Genomic DNA, 20,601 nt, shown 5'->3' with positions numbered 1-20,601 from the left:
GCCATCCGCTCCGAGTTCGAGTCGTCGCATCGTTCTACGGTGCAAGCGACGCCTACCGATCGGGAGGCCGAAGGTACGCGGACAGGGTGAAGGCGGGCGGCCCATGGGTCACCCGCCTTCACCCTCGCGGACGCGGAGCGCCTCTTGCGGTGACCCTACGGAGCCAGGATGTAGGACATGCCCACGACGTCCTGCACAGTTCGCGTGTTGTAGACGCCAGGTCCGGCGGCACCGTTCATCTCGGTGATGTTGATGTAGAGGCCGTCAGCGCGCTGCTCGACGGAATCGACCCAGGCGACGTGACCGTAGGTGGGGTCCGCCCCCTGCACGCCGGGCTCGAAGACGACGATGCTGCGAGCCTGAGCATCCAGGACGGTAGTCCAGCCGTTCGCGGCGGCGCTGGTGTCCCAGTCGAGGGCGTTGCCGTAGATGGCGGGACGCAGCCCGGTCGCCTCGAAGAACTTTTCCTTCGCACCCCATGTGCACTGACCGGCAGCGCCGCTGTTCGCTCCCTCGGTAACGCCAGTGGCGCGGCCGGAGTCAGCGACGGCGGTGGTTGTCTGAGTTGTGGTGTCCGCGAAGGCCGGCGCGGCGCCCACGATCGGGACTGCGACGGTGAGTGATGCTGCGAGCAGGCCCGCAGCGATGCGGGACCGGCGGAAGCCGTGTCCCGGGTGGTTCTGACGGTTGGCCGAGCTGGTGTCGAATTCGTTGCTCGTGCTGGTGCGCATGATGTACTCCTTCGTCTCTTCTTGCTTCCCTTGAACACCCTCCACGCTGCCACTCATACGGCTCCCATCACCGAAATGGAGGAAGCGGCCACGTAGCGCCCACCTCCCACCCAGGCGCGAAGCAGCGCCCGCCACGCACTGCGAGCGACCGCACCGGAGGGTGACGGGGGCTCCGTCTAGCTGAGGTACACCCCAACCGGACGTCAGGCACCATGGCCGAAGCGCGTCCGAATAGGGCCGTGTCGGACCTTGTCTGACACTTGCCCCTGCGGCTCTTAGACTTCAACTGGACAAGTAGGGGTCGGAGGCGGCATGTCGGGTCAGAGGGTCGGGTACGTGCGGGTGAGCACGTTGGATCAGAGCACGGTGCGCCAGCTCGACGGCCTGACGCTGGATCGGGTGTTCGAGGACAAGGCCTCCGGCAAGGACGTGAACCGTCCGCAGCTCGAAGAGATGATCGGGTTCGTCCGCGACGGAGACACGGTGCTCGTGCACTCGATGGACCGGCTCGCAAGGAACCTAGAAGACCTCCGCCGGCTCGTGCGCCGACTGACGGACAAGAAGGTCCGGGTCGAGTTCGTCAAGGAACAGCTCACCTTCACTGGTGAGGACAGCGCGATGGCGAACCTGCTGCTGAACATGATGGGCGCGTTCGCAGAGTTCGAACGCGAACTCATTCGGGAGCGTCAACGCGAGGGCATCGCTTTGGCCAAGCAGCGCGGCGTCTACCGAGGCCGCGCCCGCTCGCTTACCCTCGCGCAGGTCGCGGAGCTGCGCGAGCGGGCTGGTGCCGGCGTGCCGAAGACGACGTTGGCAAAGAAATATGGCATCAGCCGGGAGACGGTGTACGCCTACCTTCGCGCCTCGACATCGGCGCTACAAGCGTCTGAAGAGTGACGGGGCGCTGACATGGTGAGCACTGTCGGAGTCGTTCATGGCGCGGGAGGAAGCTGATGACAACACAGATGTTCCCTGGCGAGATCGGGTCGATGCCGGAATTGGGTTCGTCCGCGATTGCGACGTTCCGGCCCGCAACAGAGCTTCCGACTCCTGTGCGGTTTGTCGACGGCTTCGATCTCTTCGTTCAGTTCCTGCAACGCCATGGCGTGGACCCAGAGAGCCTTGCTGGTGACGTGTCGGGAGTGTGGCTCTTCCTGGCCAAGCATCCGACCGCCTTGACGACGCCAGAGATTGCCGACGCCGCAGCCCGGTTCGTCGGGAACGTGATCGCGGTGGTGCATCCCGCGGCGACCTGGCGAGTCACCAACGAGCCGGAAATCGGGACGAACGTCCGCTCCATTCCGGTCGCCGCCCTCGTGCGAACCATGGTGCAGCGTCCCGAGCAGCGGGAACCGTTCCTCGAGATGCTGTCCACCTGGGATCAAGAAGACCTCGACGACCGCGAAATCACCGCGCTCGCTCACGATGTCACTCCACCGCCGTTCACGGTTCCACCGGTTCCGTTCCAACGCGCCGCCTTCCCTCCCATCGAGTTCCGCGACGACAACGGCCACGTCATCGAATACGGGCAGCGCTGGCCCGACCACCACCCACCTGACGACGCGTACTCCCGCGTCTCCCACCCAGAACGCTTCGCACCCCTACGCCATGACGTCGACGCCCTGGCCGACTACCTCCACCGCTGGTACTCCGTCGACGTCCGCCACCTCGACCACGACGGGACACAGCAGATCCGGTTGCAGCCTCGCGCCGGAACCCCGATCACCGTCACTGCAACCGACGAATCAGTCCAAGTGGAAGCAGGCGTCTTCTTCCGCGCCACCCTGCCGAACTGCTCCTGCGATGCCTGCGACGAATCAGCAGAAACCGCCGCCGACCGCCTCGAAGAAGCCGTCCTTTCCATCGCCGCGGGCGGCTTCCGCGAGACGTACCCCCTCGGAAGTCGCCGGTGGCTGCACACCCAGCTCCACGCCGTTGACGGCAGCGGCTACACCGGCAGCAGTGGCGCCCCCGACAGAGACCTCACCACCGACGACCTCGAACACGCCACCACGACCCTGCGCCAACTCGACAACGGCTGGTGGCCCGCCTGGCCCCTCCGCACCCCCAACTCGCCAGACCGAACAGGCGACGACGAAACGACGAACGACCGAACCTGACGAGCGGCTCCAACTGCTTCGTTAGACGCCCCGCCACCTGGCTCCCCACCGGACGGGTCGCCACCACCCGTCCTCTGAACCCACGTTCGCGTACGAATCGCATGGCTAGCCTGGCTGAGTGGACTTCATCGGGTTGGCGCCCCAGCACTTTGACACCGCGCTCGGCACGGTACTGACCACAGCCGTGCAGGCGCAGGGCTGGAGCGCACAGAAGGTAGCCGTGTTCGCACGGCTCCGACCGCGCACCGTCCGACGCATCCTGACCGGCAAAACCTCGGCCGGCACCGTACAACTGCACCGCCTCCTGCAAGTCCTGCAACTCGACCATGACGCCACGATGCGCACCGTCTACATCGAAGCGCGAGTCGCGCAGCTGGCCGCGGACACCGAAGCAGCCGAGGACCGCGACCGCCCCCGGGACATGCTCGGATGATGACCGGCAACGACCTCGCCGTTCTTCTCAACCCCTTCGTCATCACCGGGGTCGTCGTCCTCGTCGCGATGATCCTCGGTGGGCCGTGGCTGCGCGAGCGGTACATCTTCCGCGAGCTCAACCGCGACACCGGCGTCACCCGACACCAGCCCACCGCCCTTTTCACCCCAGGCCGGGCCGGCAATCCGCCGCTGGTGTATTTCCTGGAACTGCACTACGCCGAACGCCTCGACACAGTGCTGATGCTGCACCGCGTCGGCGCCATCGCGAGCCTCCACGACGGCTCCATGACCATGCACGACCGCGCCGGACGCCTCCTCACCCACCTCAGCGCGCTCGACGTCGCCTACTATCGCCGCCTCAACGACACAGCCCCGCAACCACCCAACCCGGGATAGACAAGCCGGCCTGGCGCTCGGCCTTCCCTGCCCCGTTTCACGCCCCCTCAGCGGAATCACCACCGGACAGGTCTAACGAGACGGCCCCGCCCGCGCCACGCCGCGGCGGCGCACGCAACTCGCGTGCGACCGGTTGACGACCCCCTACCGGACGCTGGATAGCAGTGGGTAGTTTTACCGTCCGGACGACGATCCCCATATGGGACGCCGTTCTACCTTGCGTTGCGCAACCGCAGACGATCGACGGTGACGCCGACCGCGACGGTGACTGCGGCGGCGACCAAGCCCCATCCGAGCCCGAGCGTGTATGTTCCCCTGCTCGGGTCAGCCCAGTTCTCGATCTCCGGGCGTCTGGCGAAAGCAGCAGCGTTGAGCTGGGTTGCCACGAAGGCGACAACAAGAGTCACCAGCGCAAACACCACCAGCGAAGCCAGAACCCACATCAGGAGCTGCCGACGTCGACTCCGCGCGTTCCCCGGAACAGTCATGTGCTGAGCGTACGAACTGGACCGCCGTGGCGCACTAGCCGCGGTGCAAAACGTCAACGATCAACCGGTCATCCTCCGTCTCTCGACGAAGGAGCAGGGCGTCCGGTGGTCGATCCCGATACGGGACGCGCGCCAGCACTGTGATACCTCGCGCCACGGTGACCGAACGACGTCGGAACCGACGAGGATCCGAGGCGTGAAGAACAGCAGTGACGGTGAGCACTACCTCCTCCTCAGGACAGCCCTCTGGGCAGACGCCACCGACGTCGTTGGAATCTATGGCAGCGAGCAGCGCGCTCGGGAAGCAGCAGGTTCCTCTACGGGACCCGATCAGTGGACGCTCGAGGAGTGGAGAGGAGACGTGCGCCGCAGCAGTCTCCAGCTCCAGGCCGCTACGCGCTCACGCTGACGCAATGGAGTTGCACGGCTACAGTCACGAAGGAGGGTCGCGATGCGGCGACCGCTGGGGAGGTCGCTGTGGGCGAATCGAATGATGGCCGCTTCAAGAAGCTGCCCGATCGGATCGAGCCGGCTCAGCAGACCGTGAGCGTCCCGGCCAGCGAAGACGACTCCACGACGCCACCGCAACCGCCGGCCGGCGTTCCTGACCTCGTGATCGCGACTCGCGTGGCGGACGCCGCCACGATGACCGGCCTTCTCCGCCGTACGGCGGGGCGCGTTGCACTGACGGTCGTCGTCGTCGCGGCCGGCCTCGTCACCGTCCTCGCCGCGCTCAACCTGCGCCTGTAACCAGACCGATCAGCCGTGAGCGAGGACGGCGCGTCCGACAGCGGCGCCTCTCGACTCGCCCACCGAACATTCCGGGGATCCCATGCTCAGAGCACTTTCGTCCACTTCCATGTTCTGGATCGGTGTCGCCGGGATTCTCCTGGGCATCGTCTTCGGCACGATCGTGCCGTTCTGGATCGCCCCCTACCAAGCCAACGGATCACCCACCGTCGAACAGATCATCAGCACCATCCCGGTCCTCACACGAATCGCGGAGGGCATCGGCTACTCGTTCGTCGCAGGAGCCTTCGTCGTTCGCCACTTCGAGAAGCGCGAACTCGTCGACGCTCGACGGTCCGTGCACTTCGTCGGCCGAGCAGCCCGGAAAGACGAGCAGTAGCCCCTCCGAGCAGTCCGCTGAAAGCGTCCCGCGGATCGATCCCCTTACAGGACACTCTCGGTCGCGAGTCGGTAGCTCCTCGTGGTGAGAGCCGCGTCACGCCTACTTTTCTCCCGTGGGAGAACTCAAGGTAACGAGCTCGGCGGCGGTCGAGGCCGCTTCACGTCGCGCCGAGGGGTGGATACGCCGTGGTTGAACGCCTGGACAGTTGGGACCCGAGCAGACTCTCGCCGGACCGGCAGACACCACCCCGCCAACGACGGTTGGTGAGACTGTCGATCGCGCTGGGAGCTCTAGCCGTCGTGGCGGCCGCGGTTCTGTGGGTGGGTGATCTGCTGTTCGGAGTGCATGGCCCTTCCCACTACGTCAGCATCACCAACGACACCGGAGCCTCACTCACCTGGTCCTGCTCCTGGTCCGATCTTCACCTCGCCGCCGGGGAGACAGGTCAGCTGCGAATCCTCGACCAGCCCGACCAGGACTACGGCTGCGTCCCACAAGCAGCGACCCCCTTCGTAGCGGCGGCGCACAACAACGACATCTGCCCGTCACTGACCTCTATGACCGAGGGAAGGCAGTTCACGGCAACCGACTTCGCGAAGACCTACCGCTGCCCGTAGCTGGATACGCGACCGGTGAACGATCCCCTAACGGGACGACCCAAGTCCGATCGAAGGTCAGTAGGCGACGTCAGCGGGCGCTGGCTTCCCGACTCGGCTGTGATCGGGCCGACGGGCTCGGTAGGAAGATCCGGCCAGGAGGACACCTGCAGTCACAGCAGCTAGCGACGTGGCGACGCCGGTAAAGGGCAAGGTGTCCGCGACATCCCACGGGAGAAAGAACGCTCCAGGGTCGGTGAGGGGGTTGATGACCATGAGGAGCCCAACACCAATCAGCGTGACGGGTCGTCCTGGCGAGAGTACGAAGGCGCCGAATATCACGAGCGGGAAGGCGACGGCCCAGACGATCGTTGTGGCGATCCACGTGAAGTCTGACTGTGTGGCGCTGTAGCAACCCTCGTTCAGGCCACCGAGGCACGAGCTCCAGTGCACCAGGAACGCGGCGGCACCAGCAGCCCCGAGCAAGGCGATTGTCCATCCAACCAACTGGCCTGACGTCGCGAGTCGCTTCATGGGCTCAACATAGAACTCGAAGGTGAACCTGAGCTAGATCCACACGGTCGAAGCGAAGGCCACCGCCCCCTCGCCCCGATGAACGATCTCCATACGGAACAAGCGGTCGTTCGACCGTGCCGTGGGCTGCTCAACCGATGATCATGGCGGTACGCAGAGCGAGAACCCAGCTGGTGACGGCGCCGACCACGCCCAAGGCGAGCAACAGCCACCTCCATCGAGCGTGAGAGCGCCTGCTGGCGCGCATCGCTACGACCAGGAGAACAAGGGTCGCGAGGGCGACAGAGCACAGAGCCGGCCACGCGACGTCAAACCCCGTGCACTGAGCCGGAAGGGACTCGTTGCACGCGAACGAGAATCCGTCGAGGAAGACGCCCGCGACGAGGGCGAGGAGAGTGATTGCGCCCGCGATCGCTGCGGAAGCCTTGAGCGACAGCGTCTGCACAACATCACTATCGGACCAACGGGTGAACGGCAGGAGCGCGCTGGACCACTCGGGTCAGATCCGCATCGGTGAACGATCCTCTTACGGGACGGCCATTGCGCTGACCGGGAGACTCTCCGGCTAACGTGGCTACATGCGGCAAATCGTCCATCTTCATCGGAGGGCCGCTCTCTGTGCTGTACCCGTCGGCGTGGTGCTGGGTGCGCTGCTCGGTCTGGGATTGGTCCTTACGGGTAACTCCGACTTCCGCGAACAGGGCGGGTGGGGCGCCTTCGCCTACTTGATTATGGTGGGCGCCATTATCGGTGGGGTCAGTGCCCTGGCTGCCGTCGCCGGAGGATTCGTGGCGATTCTGATCACTCTGCGGTCGGGACGAGCCACCGAGTCGTCCCCGCTGATCAGCCCTATTGGGCCGGCCGTAGGGTCGAGCGTTCCGTGGGTTGTTGCGGCCGGCGTAGCTGCCGTCGTGGGTGATCCGATGACGGCGGGGATCGCTGTCGGTCTCGGTGTCGTGGCGGCTGTAGTCGGCGGGGTGAGTGCTGCACTACTTCTTCGAGGGGTGAAGTACTCGAGCATCACTACTGCGGCTGACGATTCCGGCGCGCTCACGTCGGTTGTGCAGACGAACTCGAAGACCTGAACGTTCACGGTCATCTGCACGAGGTTTGGGACGCAGCGACGAGCTGTGCAGGCGACCGTGAGGAACGACAGGCGCTCGGTGTCGCGTCTGCGTGCACCGATGAACGATCGTCCACCGGGACGGTCGGCGGACTAGCATTTTCAGCATGGGGCGACGCCAGCACACTAAGGCTCTAGTCCGGTTGGCGTGCGCAGCTACGCTCATGGGCGTCGCGCTGTGGGTGACCTGGGCGACGTCGTCCTACTGGCAGCCATGCACGGGCGCTAGATGGAATGAAATGAACCCGTCCTGCGCTGAGGCCATGTCGTCGTACGACCTCATGCCCCTTCTGTATCTCTGGGGTGCCCTCGCTCTCGTCGTTGTAGCTCTGGTGGTCGCACGCCTCGTTCCCTAGGTTCCCGCAGGGGTAGCGACGGTTGCAGCAGTTGTTCTCGCCTGCCCTGTGGCAGACCCCGGATTCTTCTGGGTCGAATGGGGCAGCGCCGACGGCACTCCCGGACACGGCCTCTGGACGGCGTGCTGGATTGCAGCTGCCGGTCTAGCCCTCGTCTACCCGTCACGCACCCGGAACCCGAGTATTCGCACAAACACGCCGGATGGAGCAGCTACTACACCGTCCGTCGCTATCTGATCGTTCGGCCCGGTGCACTCCGGGCTGAACACTGCGACGCGATTCGCTTGCGGTGACGCGCTTGCCAGTGGGTCAGGGCAGGCAGCGGAAGGGACGGCGACGGCGCGCGAGAACGAGCAGTGGCCCAAAACGTCGGACCGTCGAACGATTCCCGCACGAGACGTCTCCCGTAGCGATGCCGGTGAGAGCGGCACACCTAGACTCCTGCGCATGACCGCTTCGTCATCCGTGGACGTGTCGCGGCGCCGACGCCGTTCGGCTCGTCGCCGCCTGTCCTTCTTCGGCGTCCTCGGCGAGCTGCTGATGACCGCAGGGGTCCTCGTTCTGCTGTTCCTCGCCTGGCAGCTGTGGTGGAACGACGCCGTGATCGCGGGCCGGCAGGAAGATCAAGCGGCCGAGCTGCGCCAGAGCTGGGGTGATGACGCCCCGTCCGCTGAGGCGCCGTCCGAGCCGAGTGCTGAGCCGGCCGCCCCCGGCGACCCAGTGATCGCGCCAGTCGCAGCTCTAGACACCACGTTCGGCAACCTCTATATCCCCCGGTACGGCGAGGGGTGGGTGCGCACGATCGCTGAGGGCGTCGACGCGGAGAACGTGCTCGACGTGGGCAGTATCGGCCACTACCCGGGAACGCAGATGCCCGGCGAAGTGGGGAACTTCGCGATCGCGGCGCACCGCTCCGCCGCCGGCGGAGGAATGCACCTCATCGATGAGCTGCAACTGGGTGACGCGATCTACATCGAGACCGCCGACGGCTGGTACACCTATCGGTTCCGGAACCTCGAATACGTGCAGCCCTCCGAAGTGCAGGTCATCGATCCGGTCCCCTGGACGAGCGACGTCGTTCCGACGGATCGTCTTATCACGATGACGAGCTGCAATCCGCTGCTGTCGACCGCGGAGCGGATCATCGCCTACGGCGTCTTCGAATCGTGGCAGCCGCGCTCCGCGGGGGCGCCCGCCGAGCTCGCCGCGTCCCTCGCGACCTGACGTCCGGCGTGGTCGCCGGCGCCCTGACGAGGGCGGCGAGCCGATTTCGTGCTGCGGCAGACGTTTGCGGGTGGGGTGGACATGTACAGGATGAACCCGCTTTCGAAGGAGCCCGTCATGACTGCCGCCCCTGACCGAGACCCCCTGGACGTCCTGCTGGATGAGTCCAGCCCCCGCACATCGACAGTGACGGACGACGTCGCTGTCGAGCTGGCCGAGCTGCAGCAGCTCGCGGCGGCAGAGGCCCGCGTCAGCCGTCACCGCTGGGTGCGTCCTGCGGTCGCCGGAGTGGCGTCGCTGGTACTGCTCGGTGGCATGGCGACAGCGGCCGCCGCGGCGACGGGCGCGTGGTCGCCGTGGGCGGAGACGCCGGACGCCTCGATCACCTATTCGCTGCCCAGCGGTGTTCAGTGTGAGGAGCGCATGGGAGACGTTCAAGGGACCGATCCGGCGGCCGTCGCCGTGGTCGAGAACTTCTACCAGACGACCGACATCGACGCTCTCCTCAGCGACGGGGCACTCCAGGAGACCATCGCGCAGCTCCGTACCGAGGACCGATCCTTCATCAACGCTGACGGATCCCGCACGCCGGCCGGCTACGGCACCGAGTTCTACAACGCCGACCGGGAGTACTCGACCGCGGTTGGACGCATCATCAGCAACGCTCTCGACGCCGAACTCGCTGCGCAGAACGTCGACGTCGACGCCGCGAACATCAGCATCGCCGGCGAGGCCCACTGCCCCGGAGCGACCTGGTGACCCGCCAGAAGTCCGATGAGGCGGAGCAACTCACCGAGGCCCTGCGCGTCGCCTCGCCCGACCTGCTCAAGTACCTGCAACGCCGCCTCCCTCTCGAGGACGCCGCCGACGCGCTCGGGGACGTCATGCTCACCGCATGGCGCCGTGTCGGCGCCCTCCCCCGCACCGCGGAGGAGTCGAGGATGTGGCTGTTCGGCATCGCCCGGAACGTCCTCTCGAACAGCACCCGCACTGAGAACAGGCGAGCCGACCTCTCCGGCCGGCTCCGCGGCGTCCTCACGACCGCTTCCACCGAAGGACGCCCCGCCGACGAAGGAGTCGACGTGCGCGATGCGATCGCCAGGCTCGCGCCAGAACAGGCCGAGCTCGTCCGCCTCATTCACTGGGACGGCTTCTCCATCACCGAAGCAGGACACCTCCTCGGCGTCCCCGCGTCCACCGCACGTACCCGCTACCAACGAGCACGAGAAGACCTGCGGTCGACCCTGGCGACATCACCAGCACGCGATGACGACGCCAAGCCCCTCCGAGCGGTCCGCTGAAAGCGTCCCGCAGATCGATCCCCTTACGGGACGCGCGCCATCGAAGTGGCACTTTGTGCCGGACCCATCGCGGGGCTCTGCGGCCAGCGAGGATCCGTGGTGTGAGCATCAGCATCGACGGGGAGCACTACCTACTTCTGCGAAGCGCCTTTTGGGCCGAGACGCCGGATGTCATCGGGATCTACGGCTGCGCCGAGCGGGCCCGGGAAGCGGCCGGGGAAGCAGTGGGCGCGTCGCCCGGTCCCGATCGATGGGTTCTTGAGACGTGGAGCGGAGGTGAGCTGCGCAGCAGCGTTCGGCTCGGATGACGTTCGGGCAGCACGCTGGTGGCTCTACTGTGGCGGTGCGGTCGAGAAGTGGGGACTTCGCCGTGAGCAGCACCCGCAGGCTCAGCGGTGCTGCACCCAGATGTTCGGCTCCACATAGATCCCCTCGTCCGCGTCGCGGTCGACGCGCAGCGTCGAGAGGCCGCCGGGGATGACGTACTCCCCTGACGCCGGCAGGGCGATTCCGGTCCACTCCTCCCACTGGGCGACCGTGCCGGTCATCACCTGCGATCGCGGGGCGACGTCGAGGATGGTCGCTCCCATTCGCACGTGTGTGCGCAGCCACGGGTCCAGCGGCAGCCCGTCCTCTCGGGTCCAGGCCGCGTAGACGTCGATCGGGGTCAGCGGGTAGCGCGGCTTCATCGTCGGGCGCAGCGGCACGATCACGTGGTCGTAGCCGACGGTGATGCTGAGGTCGCGGAACGCGCCGAGCAGCGTCCCGGCGAGGCCGGCGCCGGTGCGGTCCGGGTGCACCTGCGCGGCGCAGACGACGAGGGTCGTCGCCTCGCCCTCCTCCTCGAGTGACCGGCGGAGGGAGTCGCCGTACCCGGCAGGCAGACCCTCCCGGGTGACGTCCCACCGGATCGGCACCGCCCAGCCCGCAGCGACCGGCACGTCTTCATCGAGGACCACGAGCTCGAACCGGGTGAACTGTTCGCGCACCTGCGGCAGGTGCTCCTCCGCGAGGCGGTCGGCAGAGATGAACGCCAGCCACCCCGAGCTGAACAGCGCCTCTACCTGCGCGTCGTCGCGCGCTCGCGCGCTCAACACCTCTGTCGACGTCATGGGCTCAGTCTGCGCGCAGGACGGCCGGCAGAAGATTCCCAAGCGGACGCGACGCGATCACGTCCTACATTCAGCACCCGAAGGCTGCAGAGGGTGAGAGCGAGCCCACCTAGAGTGATCAACGTGCCCTCGCTGACAGACCATGACGCCGAATACCGAGAGGTGCTCATGTCTCCCTTGCGCACCAGTTCCGGCTACCTCCCCAAGATGGGTGGAGGGGTTGAGGTTGACCTTGACGGATTCACGAGCCTCTACGGGTCCGACCCGCTGTACCACTGGATGGGTTTTGACTCGCCACTCATGTTCGCCGCACACAAGGCCGCTGGCGGGATGACCTCGCTCTACCGGCAACTCGGCATTGGAAGCGAGCGATTGGTCCGCCACGTACTCCGCGACCAGCTCGCCCTGTCCGAGGAACAAGTTCGATGGAGCTACGAGTTTCCATACGGGGGTGCAGTACGACTGATCACATTGGATGGCCGTATCGAAATTGACGCCGTGAAGGACACAGCGGCAGCCGAGCGTCTTAGAAATTGGATTACTGAACAGCAAAAGGCCCTCAAGATTTCGGTACCTCTCCGTGGTGCCGTATTAGAAGTCCGTCAAGGCTACAAGAGCGCCGACAGTAAGCGTCAAAATGGAGATTTGGCTTCCTCCGTACAGGCCGTAGCTCACGGATATCTCCCGGTACTTGCCATCATGAGCACGCAAATCAATCAGACTGTTCGAAATCGATATACGTTGGGTCGATGGGCTGTCCTCGCTGGCACGACCGGCACCGCCGACACAATGACATCGACTTTTGCCTTTTTCAAGAATGTTGTGGGTTATGACCTCGCGGCATTTTTTGAGCGCAACGCCTCGGTACTACGCACAGAAACGCACGTGGTCCTCAAACACCTTTTGGAAGCAAAATGACTATTCTTGAACGAGTTGCGCGAGATAGTGTTGCGCGTAACGAGTACATGACTTTTCGCGCCAACGCCGGGGTGGGTCGACATGGTTGGCTGCGTCTTACCCCCGCCTACGGTGTCAAGGTAGTGCGCGAACGGCTCGAGCTACTCGAACCAGGGTCCGTTGTAACAGACCCGTTTAGTGGCACTGGAACCACTCCCCTTGCAGCAGCGGAGTACGGCCACCTGGGGCAATCAGTCGATGTGAATCCATTTCTTGTATGGCTTGGAAATGCGAAAACTCGCGACTATCAAGAGGATATTGAGGCGACTCTTCTTGGGGCAGTTTCAGACGTAGTTGATACCGCTCAGTCTTTTCCTGCACGAGACCGCCTTTGGCAGCCTGATATCTTTCGAATCGAGCGCTGGTGGAGCCCTGGATCCCTCCACGGTCTGCGCACGCTTCGGGCGAGCATCGACACCTACAATGGCGACATTCGCGACCTACTAGAGATATTGCTGTGCCGCACACTCATCGCAAGCAGCTCAGCCGCATTCAATCATCAAAGCATGAGCTTCAAGGATATAGCGCCTGGGACCCGCTTCAAGGCAACTGATGACGATGCAACAATTGCGCTTTTCCTCGCCGGTGCCGCTGACCTAGCTTCATCGGCCTCTTCCACCCTTGCCGGAAGTGCCGCAGTGCGACTTGGAGATTCCCGCACAGGCCTAGCCGACCTTGAACCAGCCGACCTTGTGCTCACGTCACCACCGTATTGCAATCGCATGTCGTATATTCGAGAGCTCAGACCTTATATGTATTGGACGCGCTATCTCGACGCACCCAGTGACGCGGGTGACTTGGACTGGCGCGCCATCGGTGGCACCTGGGGAACGGCGACGAGCAAGCTCGCTTCCTGGGCTGCTGAGCATCCGACGCCGATCGACTCGCAGCTTCTCGCGGTTTGCGAGAACATCTCCCGCGATGGTGGCAAAAGCGGACCCGTCCTCGCGGCGTATGTCCATAAGTACCACTACGACATGTGGCTTCACTTCCAAGCCGCCGCCGGCCACGTCAAGCCTGGTGGAAGCGTCTCCTATATCGTAGGAAACAGCACTTTTTCCGGTCACGAGGTACCTGTGCAGAAATGGTACGCGGACATGCTCTCTGCGCTAGGTTATGTCGATGTAACAGTGCAGACGATTCGAAAGCGCAACAGCAACAAAGCCCTTTACGAATACGACGTTTCTGGACGTCGGCCAAGCTTCAGCTAATGAGCCGTGAAGGCGCGTACAGCGTCATTGGGATCACAGCAGGACAGCAGAACGGCTTGATGGCACCAATCACGAAGTTAATGGAGGTCCTGGCTTGACTTGGCACAGCAGCAATTCCGATGCGCTAGAAAAACAATTGGGCATGCTGATCGACGCGACGCGACGCGAGCGAGATTTGACCTCCGCCCGATCTTCGGCAACTCAGACGCGCGCGGGAGTTTTAGTCGGCGCTGCCGGTTTAGTTGGAACTGCAAGCACCCTATCAACAGATCTTATGTGGATTCCATTGCTCGGTTTTGGAGTTGCGGTTGCCCTAGGGATTTGGGCCTTAGTACCGGACAAAGGCCACGCCGTCCCCACTCAAAATTACCTAGACAATGCTACCTCTTACACTCCTGTTGATCTATTGGAAACTATTCTGCGTAAGGAAATTGAGGCAAACGAAGCTAGTGCGAAAGTTGTTTCAGAACGCTCCTGGCTAACGATCGTTGGCTTTATTGTCTTGGTTTTGGCCTTCGGAATAGCAATCTTGTTTAATATCAACGATGCGTTAACCGAACCTAGTCCGCTAAAAGTTATGATTGTTGAGGAATGATGCCAAAGTCCACCGAGCCTTGCCCGCCTGGCTTTTACAGAACAATCTCTGGGAACTGTGTGCCAAATCCCCCCTTGGTGACCAGACTTGGAGAAAGTAAAAAACCCTCAGACTCGAAGTGATGCGGGCGTAACGGTCTACGCACCTGGGCAATCGCTACGATTCACACAGAACACTGTCGACAAAGCTTCGGGTGACCCACCAGTCGTGGTTTCAGTGTGCGGAGTCCGATGAGCATCAAGGTCAACAGTGAGGGCCAGGTGTTCCTTACTCCGCGTGCCTCGATGCGCTGACTGGCCTCGCACCGTCGACCCCAGTACGGGCGGCGCCGTCCGTAAGCTAGGCGCATGTGCGGTCGTTTCGTCGTTAAGGACAACACCGAGGGCTTGCTCCCGGACCTCTTCACGGGCGGCTTCGCCGGAATGCGGCCGAACTTCAACGTGGCGCCGACGTCGCCAGTGACCGTCGTGCGTGAGCGCGACGGGGAGCGGTCGGCGCCGACCGTGCACTGGGGGTTCGTGCCGGTTTGGGCGAAGGACTTCAAGAAGCAGCGGCCGCAGCCGATCAACGCGCGGATCGAGACGGTCGCGAGCTCGCCCATGTTCCGGAAGGCGTTCGCGACGTCGCGGGTGCTGATCCCGGCGGCCGGCTACTACGAGTGGACGGTCACGGAGACGGGGAAGCAGCCGCACTTCATCTACGAGCCCGACGCGGCCCTCGCGATGGCGGGCATCGTGTCGGCGTGGCCGGATCCGTCGAAGGCGGAGGACGATCCGGAGAAGTGGCGCCTGTCGACGGCGATCATCACCCGCGACTCGCATGTAGCGCCGGGTGAGGTCCACGACCGGATGCCGGCATGCATCACGCCGGACGGGTACGACGACTGGCTCGGCGGACACCTCGACGTCGACGCTCTGATGCAGCTGCTCGACCGGGAGTCGTACGCGGTCGCGCACGACCTCGAGCACTACGAGGTGTCCCGCGACGTGAACAGCGTCCGTAACAACGGACCGCATCTGCTCGATCCGCTCCCTCCCGTAGCGGGAGGCTAGGCGGATGACTCTCGACCCGTCGACGGATGCGCCGGCCGCGGCTGACGGTCACCCGCAGCTCGGGTCCATGCACAAGAACGGTGATCGCCGGTTCGGGATCGCAGGGGCGCGCTCCCAGACTCTTGCGGACCGCGGGACCCCGATGCTGTCGAGCCTGTACCACTCGACGGTCACTGAGCATGTGGGGGCGGTGCGGGTCGGAGACGAGCTGCGGGTGGAGTGGAACGGCACTCAATGGTGGGCGTCGTCACCGGCCGGCGTCGTCGGCCGGCTCTCCTGGTCGAAGAGCCTCCGGATCGACGCGACCCACGTCCTCGAAGGGCGAAGTCCGTACGACGACTCCGGCACTCTGCTGGTGCAGAGCGTCACGGTCGACCGGGAGGGCGCCGTGGTCGACTGTGGCGGCTACGTCGTCCCGGACGGTCACGATCCGGCCGAGTGGTCGACGTCGACGCCGGATGAGTCGGCGCGGGAGCTGCGCATCACGCTGACCCCGAGCGCGCCCGATGCGGTGGCGGCGCAGCCGCCGGCGCCGCGATCCTTTCTCCGTAGGCTCCTCGGGCGCGATCACTGGCGGGCTGCCAGCGGTCGCGGCGGGCGCCGCTGTTGGCGTCGAGCTGGCGTTCGACGTCGGCCAGGATCGCGCGGGCCGCGCTGCACCGGTGCTGGTTAGAGTGCGTCCGTGGTGTTGGTGCTGATGGACGCAGTTGTGATGACCGACTACGGGCAGTTCACGGTGACGCAGACAGGCATGTGGGACGGGGACGCGGACCGGTTCTTCGCCGGTCAGGTCAACGGCTGGGTCGCTGCGGCCGTTCCGGGCGTTGTGCATGTCGTGATGGCGCGACGGTCGGGTGGTTCTGGGGTGCGGGTCGAGCTGTGGGAGCGGGAGCCGGCGCCGAGTGATTGGGACGATGTTGTCGAGGTGTCGGCCGCGTTCCAGGACGGTGATGCCGTCCGGTGGGAAGGGTGGGGCGGCATGTCGGGCGGAGACCTCGCTCTGCCGGCGGGCAGCTATCGCGTGCGGGTGAGCGCTCAGGGCCGTGACGCCGGGAATGCTGACGAGTTCGCGGAGGGGGTGGTCGATCGGTACCTTCTTCAATTCTGGCCAGCTTCGGCAGCGCCCGATGAGGTACTCCGCACACTCAGCGAAAACGCCGAGTACTGGAACGGCGCGTGGGGGCAACGGCAATAGGGAATGCGTGACTGCTAGACATGAGGCGACTACCTTTACCTGCTTGGAGAAACCCTGATGGCGCAGAAGCTCACTCTTATCGATGACCTGGACGGCTCTCCGATCGAGGGTGACGGTGGAACCGTCACGTTCTCGATTGACGGCGCGAACTACGAAATCGATCTGTCGGCAGAGAACACCGCCGAGCTGCGCCGCGTGTTCGAGAAGTACGTCGATGCCGGCCGCCGCGTGCGGCGTGACGGCAACGCCGGCTCCTCGGCTCCTTCGCGCGGGAAGAGTGACCCGGAGCGGTTGAAGGCGATCCGGGAGTGGGCGGCGAAGAACGGCCGCAACGTCTCCGAGCGTGGCCGCATCTCTGCTGAGGTCCAGAAGGCGTACGACGACGCCCACTAGGGCGGCGTTACCGTTGACGCTCGGATGAGCGTCGGACGGGAGGAGTGCCGGTGAGTGTCGTGCGGGAGATGTCGGCCCTGTATCGCGGACCGTGGGGACGCCTGGGCGGCCTGATCACAGCGAACGCGGACGGCAGCGATCGCCAGCGCGTGCGCTCGGCGGTCGCTCGGTCGGTGTTCTCGCGCGGCGGGAAGATGATCCACTACTCTCCCGCCGCCTCGATCTTCGGGGACGGCGACGAGCGCGTCGAGCCGTCGCACGAGCTGCTGGCGTTCGCCGCGCATCAGTACGCGGTGCCAGAGGGGTATCTCACCGGCGCCGATGACAACGAGCTGCGCGACGTCGCCTTGCATCGCGCTCTGAACGCGAAGCACTTGCACGGGACGCCCGTCCCGGATTCGTTCACGGTGACGACGCGCTGCCCGACGCTCGGAGGCGAGTTGGGCGAGGCCGGCCACGCGGCGACGGCGCTGCGCACAGCGGAGCGCCGATCGCTACTTACCGCGATTCCTTACGCGCTGGTCGGTGTCGCGTTCCCTGGCCTGCTGACCTGGGCCATCTTCGCGAACGGCAACGACGGGCAGCACTGGTTCCTCGGACTCTTCTTCCTCGCGTTGACGGTGGCGAGCGTGTCGGCGGTGGCGCGGCGTGTGATCGCCGCTGTGAGGTTCTTCCGCCTGCCGCCGGCTACGGCGGAGCTGTGGTCGGACCTGCTGCTGAAAGAAGCGATCGCGACCTACTTCCACGACCTCTACTCGGAGGGGTACCTCCCGCGGGCGTGGTTTCACGACACCTTCTGCCGAAACCGGCCGATCACTCGACGGGCCTATGAGCGGCTGGGGACAGAGACTCTGACCCGCTCGATCATCACGTTCGAGGCGCTGAACGGCTTCCCGAAGCTGCGTCGAGCTCGACGGCGCCGGGACGGCGACGGGCAGCCGGCGAACTGACTTGTCTACTTGTCATCAAGTAAGCAAGTCGCCCTGGTCCCGCTGCTCGGCGGCACTCCATCGGGGTCAGTCCCAGCCTCAACTGCGAGGGTGAGGGCATGGCGAATCCCCGCACTCCCCTGGCTCGTGCCGCGCTGGTCAGCAACGGCATGGTCTGGTTCGGCCTGTCGCTGATGTTCGCCAGCATCGCGGGCGAGCAGACGTTCGCGGCGTTCGCCGGCCAGTGGTTCAACGTCCTCGGCTGGGTGCTCCTCGTCGCAGTCGCGATCGGGCTGGCCGTCGTCGGTGTGATCGAGAACCGGAACATCCGGGCGGGGAAGACGCACAAGGCGCGTCCCCGCCGCTGACCACCGCTCGAGCGCGGGTGGCCGTTCCACGCGCGTGACGGGGGGTCGAGGGGGCTCTCCCCCTCGTGCGGGCCGGCCCGTTCCGGGTCGGCCCGCACGCACGCTCAGAGCATGTAGAGGTGGTATCCGACCGCCACGCCCTCGCTGAGGGGTCCGAAGGTGTCGGCGTAGTCCTGTGTCTCGTGGCTGTTGGTGATGAGGTCGAGCGCGACGCGCTCCTCGTCGCTCTCGTCGCTCATCTCGTCGGGCTCGTCCTCCCACTCCCGCAGCACGCGGTGTCCGGAGTCGGTGACACGCCAGAGCGCCCAGAATCCGGCGAACGTGCCGACCGTCTCGCGCTTGAAGACGAGGGCCGTGGCGGTGGGCCAGGCGTGGTGAGCGGCGGCGGTGAGCAGGACGCGCACGGCGACGTGAAGGGCGCGGGTGTCGCCAGACTCGGCGGCGACGTTGACGAACACTTGCGCGGCGCGCAGCGCGGGGGTGTGTCCCCACTCATCGACGTCGGGGGCGGGGGTCGTGGTGGTAGTCATGGTGGGCCTTTCTGCAGAGTCGAGGGAGGAGGGCGGGGACCGGCGGCTGCCGGTCCCCGCGGAGCGGGCTAGTTCAGGGCCGCGGCGTCGGCGGCGGTGGTGTCGCCGGTGACGACCTGCTCGACCGGGGAGAGCGCGTAACCCCAGGCCGCGAGCTGGCGGAAGTGAGCGGCGGCGCGGGCGTCGCCGCGGCGCCAGGACTCTTTGCTCGTGTTCGCCTCCTGCCCTGCGAGGACGACGGCCAGCGCGACCAGGCGGGCCTTCGCGGGGTTCGCCTCGACCAGCGGGGCCAGCGCGTCGGCGTGGTAGCCGGAGGGCTGGGTGACGCCGAGGAGGGTGTGAGCGAGCGCGTTGCCGTTGCCCATCCCGCCCGACACCGACGAGCGGTGCGCGGTCAGTCCCAGGGCGATGACGCGCTCGGCGTCCTTCGGGAGGGTCTTCCGGGACAGGAGCGTCGCGATCCAGTCGCGGCGCACCGTCTCGGCGGCGATCCAGGCGCGGTTGTTCGCGAGGAGGATGCGGCGCTCGGCGGACTTCGCGGCCTTCTCTTCCTCCGTCTCGGGTGCGGCGGGCGCGTTGTAGGCGTAGCTGAATCCGTGGGCGGCGGGGTCCTGGATCGCGTAGGAGACGTGGGTGTTGCCGTCGTAGATGGTGCTCACGAGGACGCCCCGCGGCTCGATGGTCGCGATGTGCTCGACGGTGACGCGCTTGCCGTCCTCCGTGCGCAGCGGGTCGATGACGACCCACGCGCTGCCCTCGCCGTCGACCTGATCGCGGGTGAGGAGGGTGAAGCCTGCGGCCTCCTGGTTCGCCTCCTCCACGAGGACGGCGATGTGGCGGGCGCGCGCCTTGCGGTGGCGCTCTGCGGTGTGGGTGAACTGGCTCGGGTTGGTGGTGGCGACGGTGATGAGGTCGGCGCGGGCTTCCTCGTCGTCCTCAAATTCGAGGATGATCGCGGCCTGGTCCAGGGTCAGCTCGTGCTCGTGCAGCGCGGTCCGCGCGACTGCGGACTCCTCGACCGCCAGTCCCGCTTTCACGGTCGCGGCCTTGGTGCCGGTGCGCTTGGCGATGCTCGCGGCCGACAGGCCCTCGAACGACAGCTGCGCCCACGCGGCGGTGCGGTCGGCGGTGGTGAGTTCGGCGCGCTGGTCGTTCTCGATGATCTGCTGCACGATCCGCTCGGCGGTCTTGTCGTCGCCCTCCACGACGTAGACAGGGATCGTCGCGAGGCCGATTTCACGGCTCGCGAGGGTCCGGCGCTGCCCCGCGCGGACGATGACGTTGCCGTGCTCGTCGCGGCGTCCGAGCACAGGCGACAGGATCCCGCTCTGACGGATGGAGTCGATGAACTCCTTGGTCAGCGGGGCGCTGGTGCGGACGTTCTGCTCGATCACGAGGGCGGTCGGGTCGATGTGCTCGATGGTCCCGGTTGCGGTGGTGTTCACGATGGTTTCTCCTCAATCAATGTGCGATCATTGAGGCGACGGGTCCCGTGGTTCTAGATCAACTACGGGGCTTTTGTCGTCTTCCTGATCGTTTTTCTTTGCCTCTCCGGCGGGATGAAATCAATTGAGTGGAGTCGGCGGAGTGCCGAGCATTTCGGGCGAAATAAGGGCGCTTGCGCCCGCGTCCGAAATGCTCGGCACGTAGCAGACGGAGCGAGATAGATTGAAACCGCGGAGAGGTGAAGAAAACGGGGAAACGGGCCGCGTAGCGGCTTCCCTTCGGCGGTGCTCCGTCACCGCTGCGCGGGCGGAGCTCGCGCCCCCGGAACGGGGATGCCGGGGAGTGTGAGGGGGTCGCCCCTCACGGGCCGGCCCGGA

At 65.5% G+C, this 20,601-nt stretch carries 27 protein-coding genes; 21 read left to right on the top strand and 6 right to left on the bottom strand.

Translation table 11 applies throughout. The annotated features are described in order from the left end of the window. Positions 1 to 155: 155 nt before the first annotated feature. Positions 156 to 731 carry a CHAP domain-containing protein gene (locus C5C46_RS13700; RefSeq protein ID WP_219812207.1) on the bottom strand — a complete coding sequence of 192 codons (576 nt, stop codon included), beginning with the start codon at positions 729 to 731 and terminating at the stop codon, positions 156 to 158. 312 nt (positions 732 to 1,043) lie between these two features. Here C5C46_RS13700 and C5C46_RS13695 point away from each other — a divergent pair, with 312 nt between their 5' ends. From C5C46_RS13695 to C5C46_RS13680, 4 genes are all read left to right on the top strand, one after another. Next, positions 1,044 to 1,628 carry a recombinase family protein gene (locus C5C46_RS13695; RefSeq protein WP_104227091.1) on the top strand — a complete coding sequence of 195 codons (585 nt, stop codon included), beginning with the start codon at positions 1,044 to 1,046 and terminating at the stop codon, positions 1,626 to 1,628. 56 nt (positions 1,629 to 1,684) lie between these two features. Continuing rightward, positions 1,685 to 2,851, top strand: coding sequence for a DUF6226 family protein (locus C5C46_RS13690; protein WP_104227090.1), 1,167 nt, complete (start codon positions 1,685 to 1,687; stop codon positions 2,849 to 2,851). A 118-nt stretch (positions 2,852 to 2,969) separates the two neighbouring features. Beyond that, positions 2,970 to 3,284, top strand: coding sequence for a helix-turn-helix domain-containing protein (locus C5C46_RS13685; protein ID WP_104227089.1), 315 nt, complete (start codon positions 2,970 to 2,972; stop codon positions 3,282 to 3,284). Beyond that, positions 3,284 to 3,682, top strand: a complete 399-nt coding sequence (locus C5C46_RS13680) for a hypothetical protein (protein WP_104227088.1) — start codon at positions 3,284 to 3,286, stop codon at positions 3,680 to 3,682. Before C5C46_RS13685 ends, C5C46_RS13680 begins: the two co-directional genes overlap by 1 nt. A 212-nt stretch (positions 3,683 to 3,894) precedes the next feature. On the opposite strand, the gene C5C46_RS13675 is transcribed toward C5C46_RS13680, so the two are convergent. Continuing rightward, positions 3,895 to 4,170: a hypothetical protein gene (locus C5C46_RS13675; RefSeq protein WP_146078850.1), complete on the bottom strand. Its 276-nt coding sequence runs from the start codon at positions 4,168 to 4,170 to the stop codon at positions 3,895 to 3,897. A gap of 477 nt (positions 4,171 to 4,647) precedes the next feature. Here C5C46_RS13675 and C5C46_RS13670 point away from each other — a divergent pair, with 477 nt between their 5' ends. From C5C46_RS13670 to C5C46_RS13660, 3 genes are all read left to right on the top strand, one after another. Further along, complete coding sequence (locus C5C46_RS13670; protein ID WP_104227086.1) at positions 4,648 to 4,920, top strand: hypothetical protein; 273 nt, start codon at positions 4,648 to 4,650, stop codon at positions 4,918 to 4,920. 109 nt (positions 4,921 to 5,029) lie between these two features. Beyond that, complete coding sequence (locus C5C46_RS13665; protein WP_104224259.1) at positions 5,030 to 5,299, top strand: hypothetical protein; 270 nt, start codon at positions 5,030 to 5,032, stop codon at positions 5,297 to 5,299. 344 nt (positions 5,300 to 5,643) lie between these two features. After that, on the top strand, positions 5,644 to 5,919 hold the full coding sequence (locus C5C46_RS13660; protein ID WP_146078503.1) for a hypothetical protein: 276 nt from the start codon (positions 5,644 to 5,646) through the stop codon (positions 5,917 to 5,919). Positions 5,920 to 5,976: 57 nt separating this feature from the next. On the opposite strand, the gene C5C46_RS13655 is transcribed toward C5C46_RS13660, so the two are convergent. After that, positions 5,977 to 6,432 (bottom strand): hypothetical protein, encoded by a 456-nt coding sequence (locus C5C46_RS13655; RefSeq protein WP_104224249.1) that lies wholly within the window; start codon positions 6,430 to 6,432, stop codon positions 5,977 to 5,979. 578 nt (positions 6,433 to 7,010) lie between these two features. Here C5C46_RS13655 and C5C46_RS13645 point away from each other — a divergent pair. The 5 genes from C5C46_RS13645 (at position 7,011) to C5C46_RS13625 (ending at position 10,744) form a co-directional block, all read left to right on the top strand. Continuing rightward, positions 7,011 to 7,517, top strand: a complete 507-nt coding sequence (locus tag C5C46_RS13645) for a hypothetical protein (RefSeq protein ID WP_146076974.1) — start codon at positions 7,011 to 7,013, stop codon at positions 7,515 to 7,517. An 841-nt stretch (positions 7,518 to 8,358) separates the two neighbouring features. After that, positions 8,359 to 9,135 (top strand): class E sortase, encoded by a 777-nt coding sequence (locus C5C46_RS13640; RefSeq protein ID WP_104227082.1) that lies wholly within the window; start codon positions 8,359 to 8,361, stop codon positions 9,133 to 9,135. Positions 9,136 to 9,252: 117 nt separating this feature from the next. After that, positions 9,253 to 9,894: a hypothetical protein gene (locus C5C46_RS13635; protein WP_146078999.1), complete on the top strand. Its 642-nt coding sequence runs from the start codon at positions 9,253 to 9,255 to the stop codon at positions 9,892 to 9,894. Then, a complete protein-coding gene (locus C5C46_RS13630) occupies positions 9,891 to 10,436 on the top strand; it encodes an RNA polymerase sigma factor (protein ID WP_104227080.1) in 546 nt (181 codons plus the stop codon). The genes C5C46_RS13635 and C5C46_RS13630 overlap by 4 nt, the downstream gene beginning before the upstream one ends. A 101-nt stretch (positions 10,437 to 10,537) precedes the next feature. Further along, complete coding sequence (locus C5C46_RS13625; protein ID WP_104227079.1) at positions 10,538 to 10,744, top strand: hypothetical protein; 207 nt, start codon at positions 10,538 to 10,540, stop codon at positions 10,742 to 10,744. Positions 10,745 to 10,825: 81 nt separating this feature from the next. Here C5C46_RS13625 and C5C46_RS13620 read toward each other — a convergent pair whose 3' ends face one another. After that, on the bottom strand, positions 10,826 to 11,548 hold the full coding sequence (locus tag C5C46_RS13620) for a hypothetical protein (RefSeq protein WP_104227078.1): 723 nt from the start codon (positions 11,546 to 11,548) through the stop codon (positions 10,826 to 10,828). 123 nt (positions 11,549 to 11,671) lie between these two features. Here C5C46_RS13620 and C5C46_RS16650 point away from each other — a divergent pair, with 123 nt between their 5' ends. The 9 genes from C5C46_RS16650 to C5C46_RS13585 all read left to right on the top strand — a co-directional run bounded on the left by C5C46_RS16650 (position 11,672) and on the right by C5C46_RS13585 (position 18,248). Then, complete coding sequence (locus C5C46_RS16650) at positions 11,672 to 12,466, top strand: hypothetical protein (protein ID WP_146078852.1); 795 nt, start codon at positions 11,672 to 11,674, stop codon at positions 12,464 to 12,466. Further along, entirely contained in the window at positions 12,463 to 13,716 is a 1,254-nt protein-coding gene (locus tag C5C46_RS13615; protein ID WP_104227077.1) for a DNA methyltransferase, read from the top strand. The genes C5C46_RS16650 and C5C46_RS13615 overlap by 4 nt, the downstream gene beginning before the upstream one ends. A gap of 142 nt (positions 13,717 to 13,858) precedes the next feature. After that, a complete protein-coding gene (locus C5C46_RS16645) occupies positions 13,859 to 14,311 on the top strand; it encodes a hypothetical protein (RefSeq protein WP_146078853.1) in 453 nt (150 codons plus the stop codon). Between the two features lie 347 nt (positions 14,312 to 14,658). Beyond that, a complete protein-coding gene (locus C5C46_RS13610; protein WP_104227076.1) occupies positions 14,659 to 15,363 on the top strand; it encodes an SOS response-associated peptidase in 705 nt (234 codons plus the stop codon). Positions 15,364 to 15,367: 4 nt separating this feature from the next. Beyond that, positions 15,368 to 16,036: a hypothetical protein gene (locus tag C5C46_RS13605; RefSeq protein ID WP_104227075.1), complete on the top strand. Its 669-nt coding sequence runs from the start codon at positions 15,368 to 15,370 to the stop codon at positions 16,034 to 16,036. Between the two features lie 9 nt (positions 16,037 to 16,045). Next, entirely contained in the window at positions 16,046 to 16,558 is a 513-nt protein-coding gene (locus C5C46_RS13600; protein ID WP_104227074.1) for a hypothetical protein, read from the top strand. Positions 16,559 to 16,615: 57 nt separating this feature from the next. Continuing rightward, positions 16,616 to 16,951, top strand: coding sequence for an Lsr2 family protein (locus tag C5C46_RS13595; protein WP_104227073.1), 336 nt, complete (start codon positions 16,616 to 16,618; stop codon positions 16,949 to 16,951). 50 nt (positions 16,952 to 17,001) lie between these two features. Continuing rightward, the gene (locus C5C46_RS13590; RefSeq protein ID WP_104227072.1) at positions 17,002 to 17,901 is read left to right on the top strand and encodes a hypothetical protein; all 900 of its coding nucleotides are present in this window, start codon (positions 17,002 to 17,004) and stop codon (positions 17,899 to 17,901) included. 98 nt (positions 17,902 to 17,999) lie between these two features. After that, positions 18,000 to 18,248, top strand: a complete 249-nt coding sequence (locus C5C46_RS13585; protein ID WP_104227071.1) for a hypothetical protein — start codon at positions 18,000 to 18,002, stop codon at positions 18,246 to 18,248. A 104-nt stretch (positions 18,249 to 18,352) separates the two neighbouring features. Here the strand turns inward: C5C46_RS13585 and C5C46_RS13580 are convergent, their stop codons facing one another. Together C5C46_RS13580 and C5C46_RS13570 are read right to left on the bottom strand one after the other, a co-directional pair. After that, a complete protein-coding gene (locus tag C5C46_RS13580) occupies positions 18,353 to 18,778 on the bottom strand; it encodes a hypothetical protein (RefSeq protein ID WP_146078855.1) in 426 nt (141 codons plus the stop codon). Between the two features lie 68 nt (positions 18,779 to 18,846). Then, entirely contained in the window at positions 18,847 to 20,223 is a 1,377-nt protein-coding gene (locus C5C46_RS13570; RefSeq protein ID WP_181072906.1) for a ParB/RepB/Spo0J family partition protein, read from the bottom strand. Positions 20,224 to 20,601 lie beyond the last annotated feature (378 nt).

Source organism: Rathayibacter sp. AY1E6, from assembly GCF_002931115.1.
Taxonomy (GTDB): Bacteria; Actinomycetota; Actinomycetes; order Actinomycetales; family Microbacteriaceae; genus Rathayibacter.
Note: the sequence above shows the minus strand (reverse complement) of the source record. Positions and strands in the feature narration are given on the sequence as shown.